The 18,393-nt window shown below is 75.8% G+C and carries 21 protein-coding genes, 3 tRNA genes and 1 riboswitch; of the genes, 11 read left to right on the forward strand and 13 right to left on the reverse strand.

Annotated features, from left to right (window positions below):
• Positions 1–89 precede the first annotated feature (89 nt).
• Together ACYVKY_RS05885 and ACYVKY_RS05890 are read right to left on the reverse strand one after the other, a co-directional pair.
• Positions 90–1,049 (reverse strand): S1C family serine protease, encoded by a 960-nt coding sequence (locus tag ACYVKY_RS05885; protein ID WP_460434043.1) that lies wholly within the window; start codon positions 1,047–1,049, stop codon positions 90–92.
• A 58-nt stretch (positions 1,050–1,107) separates the two neighbouring features.
• A complete protein-coding gene (locus ACYVKY_RS05890; protein WP_460434044.1) occupies positions 1,108–1,578 on the reverse strand; it encodes a GNAT family N-acetyltransferase in 471 nt (156 codons plus the stop codon).
• Positions 1,579–1,687: 109 nt separating this feature from the next.
• On the opposite strand from ACYVKY_RS05890, the gene ACYVKY_RS05895 reads away from it, so the two are divergent.
• Complete coding sequence (locus tag ACYVKY_RS05895; RefSeq protein WP_460434045.1) at positions 1,688–2,062, forward strand: nuclear transport factor 2 family protein; 375 nt, start codon at positions 1,688–1,690, stop codon at positions 2,060–2,062.
• Between the two features lie 6 nt (positions 2,063–2,068).
• Here ACYVKY_RS05895 and ddaH read toward each other — a convergent pair whose 3' ends face one another.
• Entirely contained in the window at positions 2,069–2,842 is a 774-nt protein-coding gene (ddaH, locus tag ACYVKY_RS05900) for a dimethylarginine dimethylaminohydrolase family protein (protein WP_460434046.1), read from the reverse strand.
• A gap of 29 nt (positions 2,843–2,871) precedes the next feature.
• On the opposite strand from ddaH, the gene ACYVKY_RS05905 reads away from it, so the two are divergent.
• A complete protein-coding gene (locus ACYVKY_RS05905) occupies positions 2,872–3,300 on the forward strand; it encodes a DUF1810 domain-containing protein (RefSeq protein WP_460434047.1) in 429 nt (142 codons plus the stop codon).
• Between the two features lie 7 nt (positions 3,301–3,307).
• Here the strand turns inward: ACYVKY_RS05905 and ACYVKY_RS05910 are convergent, their stop codons facing one another.
• The 4 genes from ACYVKY_RS05910 to ACYVKY_RS05925 form a co-directional block, all read right to left on the reverse strand.
• The gene (locus tag ACYVKY_RS05910; RefSeq protein ID WP_460434048.1) at positions 3,308–4,186 is read right to left on the reverse strand and encodes a hypothetical protein; all 879 of its coding nucleotides are present in this window, start codon (positions 4,184–4,186) and stop codon (positions 3,308–3,310) included.
• An 18-nt stretch (positions 4,187–4,204) separates the two neighbouring features.
• Positions 4,205–4,897 carry a class I SAM-dependent methyltransferase gene (locus ACYVKY_RS05915; protein WP_460434049.1) on the reverse strand — a complete coding sequence of 231 codons (693 nt, stop codon included), beginning with the start codon at positions 4,895–4,897 and terminating at the stop codon, positions 4,205–4,207.
• A gap of 61 nt (positions 4,898–4,958) precedes the next feature.
• Positions 4,959–6,674: a hypothetical protein gene (locus ACYVKY_RS05920; RefSeq protein ID WP_460434050.1), complete on the reverse strand. Its 1,716-nt coding sequence runs from the start codon at positions 6,672–6,674 to the stop codon at positions 4,959–4,961.
• Positions 6,671–7,480, reverse strand: coding sequence for an ABC transporter ATP-binding protein (locus ACYVKY_RS05925; RefSeq protein WP_460434051.1), 810 nt, complete (start codon positions 7,478–7,480; stop codon positions 6,671–6,673). Before ACYVKY_RS05925 ends, ACYVKY_RS05920 begins: the two co-directional genes overlap by 4 nt.
• 123 nt (positions 7,481–7,603) lie before the next feature.
• Here ACYVKY_RS05925 and ACYVKY_RS05930 point away from each other — a divergent pair, with 123 nt between their 5' ends.
• Together ACYVKY_RS05930 and ACYVKY_RS05935 are read left to right on the forward strand one after the other, a co-directional pair.
• A complete protein-coding gene (locus ACYVKY_RS05930) occupies positions 7,604–8,827 on the forward strand; it encodes a sensor histidine kinase (RefSeq protein WP_460434052.1) in 1,224 nt (407 codons plus the stop codon).
• Positions 8,824–9,516, forward strand: a complete 693-nt coding sequence (locus tag ACYVKY_RS05935) for a response regulator (RefSeq protein WP_460434053.1) — start codon at positions 8,824–8,826, stop codon at positions 9,514–9,516. Before ACYVKY_RS05930 ends, ACYVKY_RS05935 begins: the two co-directional genes overlap by 4 nt.
• Positions 9,517–9,532: 16 nt before the next feature.
• Here the strand turns inward: ACYVKY_RS05935 and ACYVKY_RS05940 are convergent, their stop codons facing one another.
• From ACYVKY_RS05940 to ACYVKY_RS05950, 3 genes are all read right to left on the reverse strand, one after another.
• Positions 9,533–10,885, reverse strand: a complete 1,353-nt coding sequence (locus tag ACYVKY_RS05940) for an aminotransferase class V-fold PLP-dependent enzyme (RefSeq protein WP_460434054.1) — start codon at positions 10,883–10,885, stop codon at positions 9,533–9,535.
• A gap of 29 nt (positions 10,886–10,914) precedes the next feature.
• Positions 10,915–11,028: riboswitch (SAM riboswitch) on the reverse strand.
• A 106-nt stretch (positions 11,029–11,134) separates the two neighbouring features.
• A complete protein-coding gene (locus ACYVKY_RS05945) occupies positions 11,135–11,956 on the reverse strand; it encodes an ABC transporter permease (RefSeq protein ID WP_460434055.1) in 822 nt (273 codons plus the stop codon).
• Positions 11,953–12,864 carry a P-loop NTPase family protein gene (locus ACYVKY_RS05950; protein ID WP_460434056.1) on the reverse strand — a complete coding sequence of 304 codons (912 nt, stop codon included), beginning with the start codon at positions 12,862–12,864 and terminating at the stop codon, positions 11,953–11,955. The genes ACYVKY_RS05945 and ACYVKY_RS05950 overlap by 4 nt, the downstream gene beginning before the upstream one ends.
• 141 nt (positions 12,865–13,005) lie before the next feature.
• Between ACYVKY_RS05950 and ACYVKY_RS05955 the strand changes: the two genes are divergently transcribed.
• A complete protein-coding gene (locus tag ACYVKY_RS05955) occupies positions 13,006–14,394 on the forward strand; it encodes a sensor histidine kinase (RefSeq protein ID WP_460434057.1) in 1,389 nt (462 codons plus the stop codon).
• Between the two features lie 83 nt (positions 14,395–14,477).
• Complete coding sequence (locus ACYVKY_RS05960) at positions 14,478–15,080, forward strand: response regulator (protein WP_460434063.1); 603 nt, start codon at positions 14,478–14,480, stop codon at positions 15,078–15,080.
• A 6-nt stretch (positions 15,081–15,086) separates the two neighbouring features.
• Here the strand turns inward: ACYVKY_RS05960 and ACYVKY_RS05965 are convergent, their stop codons facing one another.
• Entirely contained in the window at positions 15,087–15,272 is a 186-nt protein-coding gene (locus ACYVKY_RS05965; RefSeq protein ID WP_460434058.1) for a hypothetical protein, read from the reverse strand.
• Here ACYVKY_RS05965 and ACYVKY_RS05970 point away from each other — a divergent pair.
• Positions 15,262–15,432, forward strand: coding sequence for a hypothetical protein (locus ACYVKY_RS05970; protein WP_460434059.1), 171 nt, complete (start codon positions 15,262–15,264; stop codon positions 15,430–15,432). The genes ACYVKY_RS05965 and ACYVKY_RS05970 overlap by 11 nt on opposite strands.
• Positions 15,433–15,444: 12 nt before the next feature.
• Here ACYVKY_RS05970 and ACYVKY_RS05975 read toward each other — a convergent pair whose 3' ends face one another.
• Positions 15,445–15,789, reverse strand: a complete 345-nt coding sequence (locus ACYVKY_RS05975; RefSeq protein WP_460434064.1) for a metallopeptidase family protein — start codon at positions 15,787–15,789, stop codon at positions 15,445–15,447.
• Between the two features lie 127 nt (positions 15,790–15,916).
• Between ACYVKY_RS05975 and ACYVKY_RS05980 the strand changes: the two genes are divergently transcribed.
• The 3 genes from ACYVKY_RS05980 to ACYVKY_RS05990 all read left to right on the forward strand — a co-directional run bounded on the left by ACYVKY_RS05980 (position 15,917) and on the right by ACYVKY_RS05990 (position 16,190).
• Positions 15,917–15,989 (forward strand) — tRNA-Glu (locus tag ACYVKY_RS05980).
• Positions 15,990–16,014: 25 nt separating this feature from the next.
• A tRNA-Asp gene (locus ACYVKY_RS05985) sits at positions 16,015–16,088 on the forward strand.
• 29 nt (positions 16,089–16,117) lie between these two features.
• A tRNA-Phe gene (locus ACYVKY_RS05990) sits at positions 16,118–16,190 on the forward strand.
• Positions 16,191–16,220: 30 nt separating this feature from the next.
• Here ACYVKY_RS05990 and ACYVKY_RS05995 read toward each other — a convergent pair.
• Positions 16,221–16,667, reverse strand: a complete 447-nt coding sequence (locus ACYVKY_RS05995; protein ID WP_460434060.1) for an ATP-binding protein — start codon at positions 16,665–16,667, stop codon at positions 16,221–16,223.
• A gap of 158 nt (positions 16,668–16,825) precedes the next feature.
• On the opposite strand from ACYVKY_RS05995, the gene ACYVKY_RS06000 reads away from it, so the two are divergent.
• Positions 16,826–18,393, forward strand: a 1,568-nt coding sequence (locus ACYVKY_RS06000) for a potassium/proton antiporter (RefSeq protein ID WP_460434061.1), incomplete at its 3' end; no start/stop codon positions are given.

Here is an 18,393-nt window from a genome sequence, read left to right on the forward strand (position 1 = left end):
CCGCGACGCGCTTCGGCGTACCGCCGGACGGGTCGTTCCGCGCCGACCGGGTCGAGCCGGGCACCGGCGCGCCGAGGAGCCGTGCGCCGTCAGCCGCCCTCGACCTCGAGCAGGCTGGGCACCACGACCACGTCGACCATCGCCCCCGAGCGCAGGACGGTGATCTCGAGCCGCTCGCCGACGGCGCCGCCGACCAGCAGCCGCTGCAGCCCCCGGGCGTCGTGCACGTCGGCGCCGCCCGCGCGCAGCAGCAGGTCGCCCGGACGCAGACCGGCCGACGCCGCCGGGCTGCCGGGCACGACCTCGACCACCGCCGCACCGGCCGCCCGGCCGGCCAGGGCGTGCCAGCGCGGCGGCACCGGCTGCGGCGACAGCACCAGGCCGACGTAGGCGCGCCGCACCCGGCCGTCGCGCACCAGGGTCGCGAGGATCTCGCGGGTCGTGGCGTTGACCGGCACCGCCAGCCCGAGCCCCGCTCCGGCGACCGCGGTGTTGATGCCGACCACCTCGCCCCCGGCGACGGCCAGGGCACCGCCGGAGCTGCCCGGGTTCAGCGCCGCGTCGGTCTGGATGACGTCCTCGACCACCCGGGCCGCCCGGCCGCTGCGGGTCGGCAGCGACCGGCCCAGACCCGACACGACCCCCGCGGACAGCGAACCCGCGAGCCCGTGCGGGTTGCCGATCGCCACCACCAGCTGCCCGACGCGCAGACCGTCGGCGTCCCCGAACCGGGCGGCCGGCGGCGTGGCGCTGCGGCTGCGAACGACCGCCAGGTCGGAGAGCGGGTCGGCGCCGACCAGGTCGATCTCGCTGGTCGCGCCGTCCGGGAAGGTCACGCGCCCGGTGCGCATCCCCGCCACGACGTGGGCGTTGGTGACCAGGTGCCGGTCGTCGGTGAGCACCACCGCCGACCCCGCGGCCGCGCCGCGGGCGGTCGTCACCGCCACCGCGGCCACGTGCGGGCTCACCTGCTCGGCGACCCGCGTCACCACCGCCGAGAAGACGTCGAGCGCGTCGCGACCGTCGTCGACCGTCCGTCCGTGGTCCACGCCGGTGCAACACCGGACCGGCACCCGGCGCATCCACCGTTCGCTGCGGGCGGACCCGTCAGTCCGCGGGCGCCAGCTCGAGCGCGCCGACGGTCTCGCCGAACAGCTCGCCCTCGGGGACGAAGCCGAGCCGCAGGTAGAAGCCCTCCGGACCGCCCTCGCCCTGCTCCCAGAGCACGGTGATGCGGTCGAACCCGCGCCGCCGCGCCTCGACGGCGACCTGCTCGACGGCGAACCGGCCGACGCCCCGCCCCTGCGCGGCCGCGGCGACGTTCAGCCGCCAGACCCCGGCCCGGAACGCCGCGACCTCGTTGCCCGCGTCGAAGTTGGCCATCACGAAGCCGACCACCTCGTCGCCGTCGAGCACGACCCGCGGCCACGCCGTCGGGTTCACGTACGCCTCGGCGACGGACTCTGCGACGGGGGCGACGAAGCGCTCCTGGCCCGGGGCCAACGCGATCCGCGTCGCGGCCGGCAGGTTGTCGACGGTCAGCTCGGCGAGCCGCAGCCCGCCCTCCTCGGTGGTCATCCGCCGACGCTACGACCGGTCGAGGACCGTCCCGGTCCGCTGCGGTCCGCTCGCGCCCCGGGCCCACGGACCGCAGAGTGGGAGGAACCCACCCGAACCGGAGGACACCGTGCACGAGACAGCCGACACCTTCATCCAGGCGCTGCACCGCCTTCACACCGACCGCGACGTCGACGGCCTGGTGGCGCTGTTCGCCGACGACGCCACCCTGCGCCGGGGCGACCGCCAGCACGAGGAGTCGGGCACCGACGGGGCGCGACGGTTCTGGACCGAGTACCGCGAGGTCTTCGACGACGTCCGGTCCGAGTTCCGCCCGACCATCTGCGACGAGCACGGGGCGGTGCTCGAGTGGACGTCGACCGGCACCCTGGCCGGCGGCGAGCCGGTGGAGTACAGCGGCGTGAGCGTCCTGCGCGGCACCGAGGACGCGATCTCGGACTTCAGCACCTACTACGACTCGCGGCCGTTCACCTCGACGACCTGACCGCCCCTACGCCGGGGCCTCGCGCAGCCGCACCGACAGGCAGGTCACGCAGCCCTCGAGCTTCTCGAACTCGCTGATGTCGACCACGACGGTGCGAAGACCCCTGTCCTCGAACAGCTCTCGAGTGCGCGGAGCGCTGGCCGCCATCAGGACGGTGCGCTCGTCGAGCACCACGACGTGCGACCCGCCCTCCTCCGGCACCGGGAGGAACGACGGCCAGACCGACGGGTCGTCGACGAGCGGCTCGTAGCCCACGACCGTCCCGTCGGGCAGCGCCGTCACGGCCGACTTCAGGTGCAGCACCTTCGAGACCGGCACCGCGACGACCTCGGCGCCCTCCGGGGCGAGCAGCGCCCGCAGTTGCTCGACGCCGGCGTCGTCCGTCCGGCCACCGACGCCGACCCACACGGTACGACCGTGCTTCAGCACGTCGCCGCCGTCGAGCGTGCCCGGCGCCTCGATGCGCGCGACCCGGTACCCGAGGTCGCGCAGCGCCCGCTCGGTGCCGTCGGTCTCGGGACGCCGCGACTCCGCGCCCGGGCGCGACACCACCGCGAGGTCGCCGAGCACCACCACGGTGTCCTCGACGAAGACGCCGTCGGCGCAGTCGGGCACCTCGTCGACCTCGACGGTCTCCCAACCGTTCTCGCGCAGCGCGGCGACGTAGCCCTCCCACTGCCGGCGGGCCAGGTCGAGGTCGACGTCCTGCCGCTCCAGGTGCGTCAGGAGCCCTTCGGCCAGGCGCGGGCTGGGACGGCGGACGAGTGCTCGAGGGGCCATCGTCGCAACCTACTGGCACCGTGGAGGGCATGGCCTCCGACCTCACCCGCTTCGTCACCGCCCAGGCCGACGGCGGCACCTACGGCACCGCCCTGGCCGAGCTGCGCGCCGGCCGCAAGCGGACCCACTGGATGTGGTTCGTGTTCCCGCAGGTCGCCGGCCTCGGCCGGTCGTCGACCGCGCAGCACTACGCGATCGCCGACCTCGACGAGGCGCGCGACTACCTCGCCCACCCGGTGCTCGGGCCGAGGCTGGTGGAGTGCGCGCAGGCCCTCACCGACCTGCCGGGACGCGACGCGACGGCGGTGATGGGGACCCCGGACGACCTGAAGCTGCGCTCGTCGATGACCCTGTTCGCGCACGCCGCGACCGACGACGAGCAGCGCGACGCCTTCCGGGCCGTGCTCGACCGGTACTTCGGCGGCGAGGACGACCCGGAGACGCTGCGACGGATCTGACTGCGGCTCAGTCGAGCCCGCACTGCTCGAGCAGCACGTCCTCCAGCTGCACCCGCGCGCTCTCGACCGGCTCGACGGTCACGAGCACCGGCTCGCCGCCGTCGACCGAGACCCGGACACCGAACGCGTAGCCGCGCTTGCTCTCCCCCACCGCGTGCGGGTCGCACCGGGCGGGCACGACCGTCACCGGCAGCGTGGCCCGTTCTCCCGCAGCGACCTCGACCGGCACGGGCCCGGTGATCGAGAAGAGCGTGGTGCCGACGAGCTCGACCACCTCCACGTCGCGGCTGTCGGCCACCGGGCCGACGACGAGCTCGCCGGACGCCGACAACGCCCCCGGTGCGCCACCGCGCGTCCACCTCGGGCCGAGCGCGAGCGGCGCCGCGTCGAGCGCGGCCAGCGACGAGCACTCGCGCGACCAGGTCTGCGGGCCGACGCCGTCGGGGTCGGTGAGCTCGACCCGCACCGGCTCGTCGAGCCCGGCGACCGTCGCGACGGCCACCACCGGTCCGGCGGGCACCGCGTCCTCGGTCGTGGGCGCCCCGGCGTCCGGGCACAGGGGGTCGCCGAGCTGCACCGGCAGGTCGACGACGTCGCCCGGGCGCGAGGTGCTGCCGAGCTCGGACGGCGGGCCGTCGGCGTACCCCGGCAGCTCCAGCGCCAGGGTGAGCACCTCGACCGGGTCCTCGCCCTCGGCCTGGCCGAGCTTCACCTGCAGCCGACGCAGCGCCTCGTCGCGCCGGTACCGGGTGAGCTCGCCGGTGAGCGTGGGCGCGGTGACCGAGGGCCCGTCCGTGGGCTCGGCGGGCGCCGTGCACGCGGCGAGCCCGGCGGCGAGCACCACGGCCGCGACGAGCGACGTCGCGACGGCGGACGACCTGGGCACCGCCCCAGTATGCGAGGGCTACGCCACCTCGAGGGCGAGGAAGAGGAACCCGATGAAGCGCCTGGGCGCGTCCATGCCCGGCAGCAGCTCCGGCGGCGTTCCGGGCGCCGGCGGCGGCTCGCTGATCGCCGCGATGCGGAACCCGGCCTGCTCGAACGCCTCGGCCATCGCGTGCAGCGGCCGGTGCCAGAAGGTCAGCTCGACCGTCCGGCCGGCCATCTCGTAGTCCTCCGAGTACCGCGTGACCTCGAAGTACGGGGCCTCGGGGTACGAGAGCTTGTAGCCGAACGGGTGGTTCACCGACACCAGCACCCGGCCGCCCGGCACGACGACGCGGTGCAGCTCGGCCAGCGCCACCGACCAGTCCTGCAGGTAGTGCAGCACCAGCGACGCCGTCGCCAGGTCGAAGGCGTCGTCGTCGAACGGCAGCGGCGCCGCCAGGTCGGCGACGTGCAGGTCGACGTCGTCACCGAGCCGGCCGCGTGCGAGCGCCACCATCGCCGCGCTGGAGTCGAACCCGGTGACCGAGGCCGCGCCGCGCTCGAGCAGCGCCGCGGTGAGCGGTCCCGAGCCGCAGCCGGCGTCGAGCACCCGCAGGCCCGTGACGTCACCAGCCAGCCGCAGCGTCTCGGGCCGCTCGTACCAGGCGTTGAAGAACCCCCGCTCGTTCTCGGCGTCGTAGGAGTCGGCGAAGTCGTCGTAGTCGGTCACGCGACATGCCTACCGGTGCGGCACCCCGGCAGCCGAGGGCGCGGCGCCGGTCTGCACACGATCACCCCGGACCGACCGTGCTCCGTCCACGCCGGTGCTCCTCCTTGTCGCGCCGCACCTTGGCCTCGTACTCGTGGCTCGAGCTCTCCAGCTTCCCGAACCACCCCGTCCCACCCACGGCCTCGTCGCGCAGCCCGTACCGGACGCGCATGAACGTGCCGACCAGCCGCGGACGCAGGAACGCCGTGGTGAGGCGACCCAGCAGCCACCACACCGCCACCCCGTTGACCACCCCCACCGGCACCGCGAGCCACGGCGAGCCGGCGGCGTACGCCCAGCCCAGCGCCACGCCGGTGGGCACGACCAGCAGCACGGTGCCCCAGAAGGCCACCTGCGCCTGCAGGCCGAGATCGCCGCCCGCGTCGTTCGGGCCGACCCGTCGACGCGGGTCGACCCCCGGCGACACCGCGACGGCCGAGATGCTCACGGCCACAGCGGACGCCACCCCGAGCAGCGCCGGCAGCGCGGCCAGCACGAGCGGCCACGCCCAGTGCGCGCCGCCCACCAGCACCAGCAGCAGCGAGATCAGCACGGTCGGCACGCCGAACAGCAGGAGCACCGCGACCTGGCGCCCGCGCACCTCGTCCCGCGCCGTCGTCGCGCTCTCGCCCACCACGGTGAGCCAGGCCGCGGAGCCGTCCTGACCGTAGAGGTTGCAGGCCGCGAGGCAGACCATGAACGCGATGACGAGCCCCGCCAGCGGGGCGAGCGCCTGGTACTGCACCGACACCAGGGCGAGCGCGCCGGTCAGCAGGCCGGTGTAGACGGCGGTGCGGACCTCCAGGCCCCGCCACGGGTCGCGCCACCACTGCCGCAGCTCCTTGCCGACCACCGCGCCGAGGGGGGTGTCCGGCAGCACGCGGCGCCCGGTCAGCACCCCGCTGCCGAGCAGGCGGCGACGCCGTCCGCCCCGGTCGCGGCGCAGGTCCGGCCGCAGCACCAGCGCGGCGAGACCGGCCAGCAGGGCGGCCAGGGCCACCAGCGCGCCGGTCCACGCGGCGGCCTGCGCAGGGTCGCCCGCCGAGGCCGACCCGACCGCGACGACGGCCCAGCCGGACGGCAGCGCGCGCAGCACGTCGACCACCGGGCCGTCGGGCAGGCCGCCGCGCAGCAGGTCCGGCACGGTGCCGAACGCGGTCGACACGACCATCCAGCCGGCGAGCATCGCGGAGATGATCGCGCCGAACTGGAGCGCTGAGATCTCGACGCCGAGCCAGGTGCGCATCAGCGAGCCGAGCACGCCGAACACCAGCCGCGACGCGGTGATCATCACGACCCAGGTGAGGACCCCACCCACCACCGCGACCGCGGCGGCGCCCGCCGAGGTCGCGAGCGCGAGCGGCGAGAGCACCGCGAGCAGGACGAAGCCGGACGCGACCCCGGGGAAGGTCGCGGCGAGCAGCCCGGCCGCCATCCGGCCGCGCGAGACGGGCAGCAGCGACAGCTGGTCGGCCCGCAGCACCCCCGGACCGCTCATCGTCACCGGCCCGAGCGCGCTGCCGACGCCCCACCCGACCAGGACGAGCAGCAGCACGTCGGAGCGGACGGCCTCGTCGGCCGCGAGCACCGCCGCCCAGGAGCCCGCCACCAGGACGCCGCCGAGCACCCACCCGAGGGGGCGCTGCCCCTTCGGCGCGTGCCGCAGCATCGTGAACCTCATCGCGACCAGCGTGCGGACCAGCTCGCCCCACCCGATCTCGGCGGGGCGCGCAATCACTCCCCCAGCCACGCCAGCTCCTCGCCCGCGAGGTCGCGGGCGCCGACCAGGTCGACGAAGCGGTCCTCGAGCGTGCCGCCCGCGCGCACCTCGTCGAGCGTCCCGTCGGCGAGCACCTGCCCGCGCGCGATGATCGCCACGCGGTCGCACAGCTGCTCGACGAGCGGCATGACGTGGCTCGACATCACGACCGTCCCCCCGGAGCGGGTGAACCTGCGCAGGATCGAGGTGACCACGCGGGCCGACACCGGGTCGACCGCCTCGTAGGGCTCGTCGAGCACCAGCACCCGCGGCGCGTGCAGCAGCGCGGTCGCCAGCCCGATCTTCTTGCGCATGCCGGTCGAGTACTCCATCACCACCAGGCCGTCCTCCTCGGCCTCGGTCATCTCGAGCACCCGGAGCAGCTCGACGGTGCGCGAGCGGATCGTCTCGAGCGGGAGCCCGCGCAGCCGTCCCCAGTAGCCGAGCAGCTCGGCGCCGGTGAGGCGCTCCGGCAGCGCCAGCCCGTCGGGCAGCACCCCCAGCGAGGCCTTGGCGCGCACCGGGTCGGCCCAGACGTCGGTGCCGAGCACCCGGGCGGTGCCGGACGTCGGACGCAGCAGCCCCGTCGCCATCGACAGCGCGGTCGTCTTGCCGGCGCCGTTCGGGCCGACCAGCCCGGTGAACGACCCGGTGGGCACGCCGAGGTCGACGTGGTCGACGGCGACGTTGCCGCCGAAGTCCTTGGTGAGGTCGACCAGCTCGAGCGCGGGCGCTGCGGGGCCGGCCCCCGTGGGCGGCAGGTCGGGACGGGTGCTCGTCGTCATGCCACCAGCCTGCGCCGCGCGGCCCGTCCGCGTCCCGCGCCGATCGTCCAGACCCGGCCGCCGGACGACCAGACCGCCCTCCGGGCGCCGGGACGCGGTGGACCGCAGCCGTAGGGTCGTGGCGTGCACCGGCAGCAGGAGCAGGCGGTGCGCACCCGCCGGGTGCGGGTGCGCGACGTCGTGCTGGTGCTCGCGCTGGTCGGCGGCTGGTGCCTGAGCGCCTTCGGCCAGGACGAGGCGTGGAGCGTCATCCCGGCCTGGTGGAAGCCGGTCGACCTCGTCGGCGGGCTGCTCGCCGTGGTGGCGCTGCGGTGGCGGCGCACCCACCCGGTGCAGGTCGCCCTCGTCCTCGGCGTCGTGGGCGGGCTGTTCCTGTCGGCGATGGTGCCCACCCTGGTGTCGGTGTGGACGGTGGCGACGCTGCGGCCGCTGCGCGTCGCGCTGGCCGTGGCGGCGGCGCACCTGGTCGTCGCGGTCCCCTACTACCTGCTGTTCCCGATCGTGCCCGACGGCTTCGTCGCCTGGACGCTGGTGCTGGTGCTGCTCTACGCGGTCGTGGTCACCAGCGGCGCCGCCGTGCGGTCGCGGCGGCAGGTCATCGTCGGGCTGGTCGAGTCGGCCGAGCGCGACCGGCGGGAGTACGAGTCGCGGCTCGAGACGGTGCGGGGCGCCGAGCGCGCGCGGATCGCGCGGGAGATGCACGACGTGCTCGCGCACCGGCTGTCGCTGCTGTCGGTGCACGCCGGCGCGCTCGAGTACCGCACCCGCGCAGGCGGTCAGCGTCCGGACGACGCGGAGCTGCACGAGAGCGCGGAGGTGGTCCGCGACAGCGCGCACCGCGCGCTCGAGGAGCTGGCCGAGGTGCTCACGGTGCTGCGCGACGACCCGGACGGCTCCACCGACGACGACGCGCTCGGCACCGCCCGGCCGCAGCCCGAGGTGGCCGACCTGCCCCGGCTGGTCGCCGAGGCGCGGCGGTCGGGCCAGCGCGTGCGGCTGCACCTGCCCGACGACCCCTCCCCGCTGGCCGACCTGCGCCGCCAGGCGCACCGCACCGTCTACCGCGCGGTGCAGGAGGGGCTGACGAACGCGCGCAAGCACGCCCCCGGCGCCGAGGTCGACGTGCGCGTCGAGGTCGAGCCCGGACGCCGCGTGGTCGCGGTCGTGCGCAACCCGCTCCCGCTGGGCGTCGCGGGCGCAGAGCTGCTCGGCGCCGACGCCATACCGGGCGCGGGTACCGGCATCGCGGGGCTGCGCGAGCGGGTGCGGCTCGACGGCGGCACGCTGCGCACCGGCGCGCACGACGGCGAGTTCACGCTGGAGGTCGAGCTGCCGTGGCGGACGTGACACCCGTTGCCACCGGACCGGTCTCGGTCGCCCTCGTCGACGACGACCCGCTCGTGCGCCGCGCCCTGCGGCTGCTGCTGGCGGGCGCCGAGGGCGTGGAGGTGGTCGGCGAGGCCGGGGACGGCGAGCAGGTGCCCGACCTCGTCCGCGCGCACCGGCCGGACGTGCTGCTCGTCGACGTGCGGATGCCCGTCGTCGACGGCATCGAGGCGATTCGCCGGCTCGCGCAGGTGGAACCGCACGAGCGGCCGGCCGCGATCGTGCTCACGACGTTCGAGTCCGACGCGAGCGTGCTCGAGGCCGTGCGGGCGGGGGCGGTCGGCTTCCTGCTGAAGCACTCCCCGCCCGACCGGATCGTCGACGCGGTCCGCGCGGCCGCGAGCGGCGAGCCCGCCTTCAGCCCGAGCGCGCTGCGCGCTCTGGTCGCGCACGTCGGGACCGGTTCTGCGGCAACGGTTCCCGAGCCGGCCCTCGAAGCCTCCGCGCTGTCCGAGCGCGAGCTGCTGGTGGCCCGCTCGGTCGCGCGCGGCCTCACCAACGCCGAGATCGCCGCCGAGCTCTACGTCTCGAGCGGCACCGTCAAGGCCGACGTGTCCGCGATGCTCACCCGGCTCGGGCTGACCAACCGCACCCAGCTCGCGATCGCCGCGCACACGCTGCCCCCCGAGCCGGCAGCGGGTGCGGACTGACGAGAGCCGTTGCGGCTCAGGCGCTCTGACAGGGCGACGCCGAGCCGTGGCCCTCGTCGTCGAGCCACGCGGGCAGCGCGCGGGGGTCGCCGACCGGCGCCCACCGGCCCTCGACGAGCTCGTACGCGAGCCGCGGGCCGTCGGCGACCAGGGCGCGCACGCCGGCCAGCAACCGGTCGACGTCGTCGGAGCAGGTGCCCACCCCGATGCTCGCCCGGACGGCGCCGTCGTCGAGACCGAGCCGCGCCAGCAGCGGGTGCGCGCAGAACTTGCCGTCGCGCACGCCGACGCCGTGCTCGGCGCTCAGCACCGCGGCGACCAGACCGGCGTCGTAGCCGGCGACGGTGAACGTCACCACGCCGATCGTCGACGGGGTGTCGTCCCAGATGCGCTGCACGCGAACGCCGTCGACCTGCACGAGCCCCTCGACCAGGCGGGAGCGCAGCGTCTCCTCGTGCACCTCGAGCGCACCCTCGGGCAGCGTGGCGACCGCGTCGCACGCAGCCGCGAGCGCGACCGCACCCAGGACGTTCGGCGTCCCCGCCTCGTGCCGCGCGGGAGCCGGCGCCCAGCGCACCTCGGCCAGCGCGACCTCGTGGACCGCGCCGCCGCCGGCCAGGTACGGCTCGGCCGCGTCGAGCCAGTCGCGTCGGCCGACGAGGACGCCGGCGCCGTACGGCGCGTAGAGCTTGTGGCCCGAGAGCGCCACGTAGTCGAGGTCGGAGCCCTCGAGGTCGACCCGGCGGTGCGGGGCGAGCTGGGCGGCGTCGACCACGATGCGCGCACCGTAGGTGTGGGCGAGGGCGGCCAGCCGCGCGACCGGCAGCTCCTCGCCGGTGACGTTCGAGGCGCCGGTGACGGCGAGCAGCGCGGTGGGGTGCGCCCGCAGCGCGTCCTCGACCGCGTCGAGGGTGCGCTCGAGCGTGCCGGACGGGGCGAGCACCCGGTGCGGCAGCCGCAGCCACGGCAGCAGGTTCGCGTGGTGCTCGATCTCGAGCACGAGCACGTCGCCGGCACCGGTCGGCACCGCGGTGGCGAGCAGGTTGAGCGCGTCGGTGGTGTTGCGGGTGAGCACGACGACGTCGTCGTCGCGGGCACCGAGGAAGCGGCCGATGCGGCGGCGGGAGGCCTCGTACGCGCGGGTGCTCACCTGCGACAGCCAGCCGGCGCCGCGGTGCACGGACGAGTAGTAGGGCAGGGCCTGCTCGACCCGCTCCTGCACCGCGACGAGCGCGGGGGCGCTGGCCGCGTAGTCGAGGTTGGCGTAGGCGGCGGTGCCGCCGGTGGCGAGCGGGACGTCGGTGGCGGCGCCCACGACGGGCAGCAGCGGTGCGACGAAGGAGCGCTGGGCGAGGGGGGTGGTGGTCATCGCTGGTCCTCGGGTCCGGGACCGCAACGGGTCCGCACTTGCCGGACCCGGTCGGGCCACGGCCTGGTCGTCACCCGGGGCACCCCACCGCGGAGGAGGGTTGCCGGCCAGCGAGCCGGGGCTTGTCGCTGGCGCTCTTGACCTGGCGTCCACGATGACCGAGCCCCGGCGACGTGTCCAGCGCGCGGACGTGACGTCCCACGATCCGGACCCGTCGCCGGGGCTCCCCCCGATCCCGCGGTCAGGTGGTCAGGAGACCTCCCGCCGCAGGGAGCGCACGGCGCCCGCCGCGAGCGGCAGCGCCACCCAGAGCGCCACTGCCGTCCCCACCTGCGGCCACGACGTCCCCGAGCGCGCCGCCAGGTCGACGAGTGCGCCGTGCAGGTCGACCCACGGCGCGGCCTCGCCCAGCACCCGCGGCGCGGCCAGCGCGACCGCGAGCGGGAGCACGAGGAACGCGACGAGCGCGGGCACCGTGGCGCCGAGCAGCGCCCCCAGCCCGGCGGCGGTGAGCGTCAGCAGCAGCGTCGTGGTGAGCTCGCCGAGGACGGCGTCGGTCGCACCGTCGAAGGAGGCGGGCACCCCCGCCCACCACGCACCCAGGACGGCACCGCCGACCGCGAGGACCGCGGTGACGAGCGAGGCCGCCAGAGCCACGAGCAGCGCCGCGACGACCTCGGCCGCCAGCACCCGCCCGCGCCGGGGCACCAGCGTGAACGTCGACAGCGCGGTGCGCTGCGTCCACTCGCTGGTGGTCGCCAGCACCCCGACCACGGGCAGCAGCAGCGCGACCCCGTCGAACGCGCGGGCGAGGTACGCCGGGAACGACACCGCGCCCGGGTCGGCGGCCGCCGCGGACCGGGCGTCGGTGAGCTCGTAGGCGAGCGCGCCGACGGCGAGCAGCAGCACCGCCAGCAGCACGGCGCGGCTCGCGCGGGTGTCGACCGCCTTGCGCAGCTCGAGCCGCAGCACCGTCCACCAGGACGGTCCCCGCACCGCCATGGCGCGCGCGAGGGGCCGCAGACCGGGCTCGACCTCGAGGAACTCGAGCGTCTCGGGCGGACCGGTCACGCCGCCACCGCCACCCGTGCCCGCGCCGGGAGCGGAGTGGACGCCGAGGTGAGGTCGAGGAACAGCTCCTCGAGCCGGGTGTCGTCGGCCCGCAGCTCGAGCACGGCCTGGCCGGCGGCGAGCGCCACGCGTCCCACCTGCTCGGCGTCGGCCTCGACCCGGGCGAGGTCGCCGTGCGGCGAGACCCCGAGCCCGCCCGCGACCAGCGCCGCGACGAGCGCGTCGTGGTCGAGACCGCGCACCAGCACGCCGGACGGCGGACGGAGCACCTCGTCGAGCGCGCCGTCGGCGACCACCCGGCCGCCCGCGACGACGACGAGCCGGTCGACGGTCGCCTGCACCTCGGCCAGCAGGTGGCTCGACAGCAGCACCGTGCCGCCCGCGTCGGCGAAGCCGCGCAGCAGCCCGCGCATCCAGCGGATGCCCTCGGGGTCGAGGCCGTTGGCCGGCTCGTCGAGCACCAGGACGTGCGGGTCGCCGATCAGCGCCTGGGCGATCCCGAGCCGCTGCCGCATCCCCAGCGAGTAGTCGCCGACCCGGCGGCCGGCGGCGGCGTGCAGCCCGACGCGGTCGAGCATCTCGCCGACCCGCGACGTGGGGACCCCGGTGGCGATGGCGGCCAGCATCAGCGTCTCGCGGCCGGTGCGGCCGGGGTGGTGGGCGGTGGCGTCGAGCACGGTGCCGACCACGCGGCCGGGGTTGCGCAGCTCGCGGAACGCCGCCCCGCCGACCGTCGCCCGCCCGGACGTCGCCCGGGTCAGGCCGGCGAGCACCCGCAGCGTGGTGGACTTGCCCGCCCCGTTCGGGCCGAGGAAGCCGGTGACCGTGCCCGGTGCGCACGCGAAGCTCACGTCGTCGACGGCGAGGGTGCGGCCGTAGCGCTTGGTCAGGCGCTCGATCGAGATCATGCGACGAGCCTGCTGCGCGCACCCGGCCCCGCGCGTCGGTCCGCGGTCTGCTCCCGGGCAGACGAAAGTCGGTGCCCGCGCGCCGGTCGGACCGACGTGCGGTGGACGACCGGCGGCGGCCGCGGTGCCTACGCTGCTGCGGTGACGCTCACCGACCGCGCCCGCGCCCTGTGGACACGCAGCTCGGGCCCGCTGTCGACGACGGCGTACGTCGTCCTCGGGCTGGTGGGCGCGGGGCTGATCACCGGCTACGCCGGCTCGGTCGGCGGCACGGTGCCCGGGGTCGCCGCCGCCCTCGGCAACGCCGCGCTCACCCTGCTGCTCGTGCGCCGCCGCACCTGGGCGCTGCCGATCGCCGCGATCGCGGCCGTGGGCTGCCTGCTGGCCTTCACCTACGCCGCGGCGTGGCTCGCCCTGTTCGCGCTGGCGATCCAGCGTCGCGACCGCTGGCTCGTCGTCGTGGCCTTCGGCGCTTGGGCGGGCAGCGTCGTGTCGTCGACGTTCATCATGATCGACCCGCTCGGGGGCGTGCTGCTCGCGAGCCCCATGTACGGGTTCGCCGTCGCGGGCGGCGCCTACATCGGCAGCCGCCGCGCGCTGCTGGTGAGCCTGCGCGAGCGGGCCGAACGGGCCGAGTCGGAGCAGGCGATGCGCAGCAACCAGGCCCGGCTGGCCGAGCGGTCGCGGATCGCGCAGGAGATGCACGACGTGCTGGCGCACAAGATCTCGCTGGTGACGCTGCAGGCCGGCGGCCTCGAGGTGAACTCCGGCGCCGGCCCCGCGGAGGTCGAGCGCGTCGCCGGGCTCATTCGCACGACCGCCCGGCAGGCCCTGGACGACCTGCGCGGCGTGCTCGGCGTCCTGCGCGGTACCGAGGGCGACGACCTGGTCACCACCGCCCGCACCACGCCGCTCGCCGTCGCCGAGGACCTCACCCCGCAGCCCGGCCTCGCCGACGTCCGCGCGCTCGTCGAGGCCTCGCGCTCGTCCGGCGTGCCCGTCCGGCTCGACTGGGACGTGCCGGACGCGCCGGTGCCCGACCAGCTCGGCCGCACCGTCTACCGCGTGGTCCAGGAGGCCCTGACCAACGTGCACAAGCACGCGCACGGCGTGAGCGCCGCGGTGCTCGTGCGCGGACGTCCCGGCGGGCGGATCGACATCGAGGTCGCGAACCCGCGTCCGGTCGGCTCGACGGTCGAGCCGCTGCTGCCCGGCACGGGCACCGGCCTGGACGGCCTCGCCGAGCGGGTCCGGCTCGCCGGCGGCCAGGTGCACGCGGGCCCGACGCCGGACGGCTTCCGCGTCCGGGCCTGGCTCCCCTGGCCCGCGCTCCCGCCCGGGCCGGCGCCCGCACCGGTGCCCGCCGGTGCGCCCGCGCCGTGGCCACCCCCGGGACCGGCCGGGTCGCCCGCACCGGGCAGGCTGGCCACGCTCGCCCCGCCGCTGCTCCCCGTCGACGCGGCCGTGCCCGACGACCCGGACGCACCCGAGGCGCCCGACGCACCCGTCCCCGAGGAGGACCGCCCGTGACGACCGCCGGTACCGGCGCCGAGGCGCGCACCCTGCGCGTGCTGCTGGTCGACGACGACCCGCTGGTGCGCGCCGGGCTGTCGATGATCCTGTCGTCCGACCCCGCGCTCGAGGTGGTCGCCGAGGCGGTCGACGGCGCGCAGGCGGTCGACGCGGTGCACGCCTCGCGCCCGGACGTCGTGCTCATGGACATCCGGATGCCGAAGGTCGACGGCCTCGCCGCGACCGCCCGCATCACCGCGCTCGACCCCGCGCCGAAGGTGCTGGTGCTCACCACCTTCGACCTCGACGACTACGTCTTCCGCGCGCTGGAGGCGGGAGCCAGCGGGTTCCTGCTCAAGGACACGCCGCCGCGCGAGCTCGTCTCGGCCGTCAAGGTCGTCGCCGCCGGCGACGCGATGCTGTCGCCCGGCGTCACGCGCACCCTCATCGGGCACTACGCGACCGAGGGCGCGCAGGGACGCCGGCAGCGGGCGCTGACCCGGCTGCAGGTGCTCACCGACCGCGAGCGCGAGGTGCTGGTCGCCGTCGGCAGCGGCCTGTCGAACGCCGAGATCGGCCGCACGCTGTTCCTGTCCGAGGCGACGGTGAAGGCGCACGTGTCGCGGCTGCTGCTCAAGCTGGAGGCGACGAACCGGGTGCAGGTGGCGATCCTCGCCCACGACGCCGGCCTGCTGCACGACTGAGCGACGTCAGTCGTCGCGGTCGAGCTCGGTCAGCAGCCGCAGCAGCTCGGCGCGGTCGGCGGGGGCCAGCCTGGCCGTGGTCGCCGCGAACTCGGCGGACAGCGCGTCCAGGGCCTCGCCCAGCACCTGCCGGCCCGCCTCGGTGGTGGCGAGGCGGTGCCGGCGCAGGTCGTCGTCGTCGATGGCGCGCACGACCAGGCCCTCGGCCGGGCACGAGCTGTTCGCCCTGGCGCCGAACCCGGTCGACCTGCTGGTCGTCGAGGGCGCCGGGCACTACGAGCTCTACGACGACCCGCGCTACGTCGACCAGGCCGTCGACCGGCTGGTGCGCTTCTACGACGCCCACCTGTGAGCGGCGGGGCGCTCAGCCCCAGCCCAGCTCGTGCAGCTTCTCGTCGTCGATGCCGAAGTGGTGCGCGATCTCGTGGACGACGGTGATCGCGACCTCCTCGACGACGTCGTCGACGGTGTCGCAGACGCGCAGCGTCGGGTTGCGGAAGACCAGGATGCGGTCGGGCAGCGAGCCGGCGTCCCACCAGCCGTCGCGCTCGGTGAGGGGCGTGCCCTCGTAGAGCCCGAGCAGGTCGGGCTCGTCCTGCGGGGCGTCGTCCTCGACCAGCACGACCACGTTGCGCATCTGCCGCGCCAGCTCCGGCGGGACCAGGTCGAGGGCGTCCGAGACGGCCTCCTCGAAGGCCTCGCGCGTCATCTCGACCACGCCCCCATCCTGCCCCGCGGGTACCGCTTTGGAGTTGGCGGGCCGCTGGCCCTATGCTGTCCGACGTCCTCGACGGTCTCGTCCCGAGGCTGGTGGACGGTATCGGTCGAGCTCCTCGGCCCCCATCGTCTAGCGGCCTAGGACTCCGCCCTTTCAAGGCGGCAGCGCCGGTTCGAATCCGGTTGGGGGTACAGCACGAACGCCTTGTGCGAACAAGGCCCCGTAGCGCAGTCGGTTAGCGCGCCGCCCTGTCACGGCGGAGGTCGCGGGTTCGAGTCCCGTCGGGGTCGCTCGGCGAGCAGGTCACCTGCTCGCAGAGGGCCAGATAGCTCAGTTGGTAGAGCGTCCGACTGAAAATCGGAAGGTCAGCGGTTCGACCCCGCTTCTGGCCACCCTCTCTGCTCTTCCTCCCCCGTCCGGCCTCACGCGGCCAGGGCGCACCACACCACCTTGCCGTCGCCGGAGCGCTCGGCGCCGCGCGCGGACGCGACCGCGTCGACCAGCGCCAGACCCCGGCCGTCGACGTCGTCCTCGTCGGCCGCCCGGGCGACCGGCAGCGTGGGGTCGCCGTCGCGCACGAGGAGCAGCACCCGGCGCGGCTCGACCCGCACGACCAGGTCGCAGTCGGTGCGGGCGTGCACCACGACGTTGCCGACCAGCTCGCTCACCGCCAGCTCGGCGTCGTCGACGAGCCCGTGGTGCCCGTGCTCGACAAGCACGACCCGCACGTGGTGCCGGGCCTGCCCGACGCTGCCGGCCACGCCGCGCAGGTGCAGCGCGACGAGGGCGTCGGTGGGTGGCCGGGACGGTGCGGGCTCCGGCGCGGCCGCGCGGACGGCGGGCGGGGCGGGGCAGGTGGCGACAGGCACGACGGGTCTCCCGAGATCGGTCCGGCTGTGCCCACGACGATCCTCGGCCGCCACCGCGCGCAGCCAGATCCCACGGGGCCACCCCGCATGGCGCAACCGCACCAGGCGCGCTGTGGAACGGCCCGCCCCGGGCCGCCGCGGTACGGGACGATGTGCGCATGACCGACCTCGTCCTGGCCGGCCCCCTGCACGCCGCGTCCGAGAACCCCCTGCACGGCTTCAACGTCTCGGCCGCGATCGCGGCCCTCGCCCTGCTCGCCGCCGTCGTCGGCGCGCGCGTCGCCACCCGGGTGGGGCTGCCGGCGCTGCTGGTGTTCCTCGCCGGCGGCGTCGCCGTGGGCCAGGTCAGCGACGTCGTCACCCTCGACGACGCGGAGACGGTGAAGCTGATCGGCACCGCGGCGCTCGTCCTGATCCTGGTCGAGGGCGGCCTCGCCACGCCGTGGCGGACGATCTCGCCGGTCATCGGGCCGTCGATCTCGATCTCGGTCGTCGGCCTGCTGGTGTCGGCCGGCGCGACCGCCGCGGCCTCGCACTTCCTGCTCGGCATCGACTGGCACACCTCGCTGCTGCTCGGCGCCATCGTGTCGAGCACCGACGCCGCCGCGGTGTTCTCCCAGCTGCGCAAGCTGCCGCTGCCGCACCGGCTGACCGCGATCCTCGAGGCCGAGTCGGGTCTCAACGACGCCCCGTCGGTCATCCTCGTCACCGCGATCGCGGCGACGCCGCTCGCCGCGCTGTCGGTGGGCGACCTCGGCTGGTCGATCCTCACCGAGCTGGTGATCGGGGCGATCGCAGGCGTCGCCCTCGGCTACGTCGGCGCCTTCACCCTGCGCGTGGTGGCCCTGCCGGCCGCCGGGCTCTACCCGCTGGCGGCGCTGGCGTTCGGGGTACTCGCCTACGCGGGCGCCGCGCTCGTGCACGGCTCGGGGTTCCTGGCCTGCTACCTGGCGGCGGTCGTGATCGGCAACTCGCACCTGCCGCACCGGGCCGCCGTGCTCAGCCTGTCCGAGGGGATGGGCTGGCTCGCCCAGATCACGATGTTCGTCATGCTCGGCGCGCTCGTCGAGATCGACCAGCTCGACGAGGCGCTGCTGCCCGGCCTGGTCATCGGCCTCGGGCTGCTGCTGCTCGCCCGTCCGCTCTCGGTGGTGCTGTCGCTGACGCCGTTCCGCGTCCCCTGGCGCGAGCAGGCGTTCCTGTCGTGGGCCGGTCTACGGGGGGCGGTGCCGATCGTCCTGACCACGATCCCGCTCGCCGCCGGCATGCCCGGCGCCGAGCTGCTCTTCCACATCGTGTTCGTCCTGGTCGCCTTCGACACCCTCATCCAGGGGCCGACGCTGCCGCTGGTGGCGCGGTGGCTGCGGGTGGCCGACCCCGCCGAGGCGCGCGAGCTCGAGTTCGACTCGGCACCGCTCGAGGGCCTCGACCGGCACATGCTCGGCGTCACCGTGCCGACGGGGTCGGCGCTGTGCGGGGTGCGTCCGGTCGACCTCGCGCTGCCCGAGGGCGCGGTCGTCAGCCTGGTGGTGCACGGCAAGGACGCCGCGCCGCCCTCGGCCGGCACCCGGCTCGCGGCGGGCGACCACCTGGTGATCGTGGCCGACGGCGACCTGGTCGACGACGTCGAGCGGGCCGTGCTCGAGGTGCACGAGCGGCCGGCGCGCGGGCGGGCCGGTCGCGGCCAGGGCGGCGAGGCTCAGCCGGGCGACGGCGCCGCCGCCGA

The sequence above is a fragment of the Angustibacter speluncae genome, assembly GCF_054777815.1.

Bases quoted from the DNA above. Each gene is read 5' to 3' on its own strand.
- ACYVKY_RS05950 (WP_460434056.1), bottom strand. From the start codon at position 12,864: ATGATCTCGATCGAGCGCCTGACCAAGCGCTACGGCCGCACCCTCGCC.
- ACYVKY_RS05925 (WP_460434051.1), bottom strand. From the start codon at position 7,480: ATGACGACGAGCACCCGTCCCGACCTGCCGCCCACGGGGGCCGGCCCC.
- ACYVKY_RS05960 (WP_460434063.1), top strand. From the start codon at position 14,478: ATGATCCTGTCGTCCGACCCCGCGCTCGAGGTGGTCGCCGAGGCGGTC.
- ACYVKY_RS05940 (WP_460434054.1), bottom strand. From the start codon at position 10,885: ATGACCACCACCCCCCTCGCCCAGCGCTCCTTCGTCGCACCGCTGCTG.
- ACYVKY_RS05975 (WP_460434064.1), bottom strand. From the start codon at position 15,789: ATGACGCGCGAGGCCTTCGAGGAGGCCGTCTCGGACGCCCTCGACCTG.
- ACYVKY_RS05890 (WP_460434044.1), bottom strand. From the start codon at position 1,578: ATGACCACCGAGGAGGGCGGGCTGCGGCTCGCCGAGCTGACCGTCGAC.
- ACYVKY_RS05970 (WP_460434059.1), top strand. From the start codon at position 15,262: ATGGCGCGCACGACCAGGCCCTCGGCCGGGCACGAGCTGTTCGCCCTG.
- ddaH (WP_460434046.1), bottom strand. From the start codon at position 2,842: ATGGCCCCTCGAGCACTCGTCCGCCGTCCCAGCCCGCGCCTGGCCGAA.
- ACYVKY_RS05905 (WP_460434047.1), top strand. From the start codon at position 2,872: ATGGCCTCCGACCTCACCCGCTTCGTCACCGCCCAGGCCGACGGCGGC.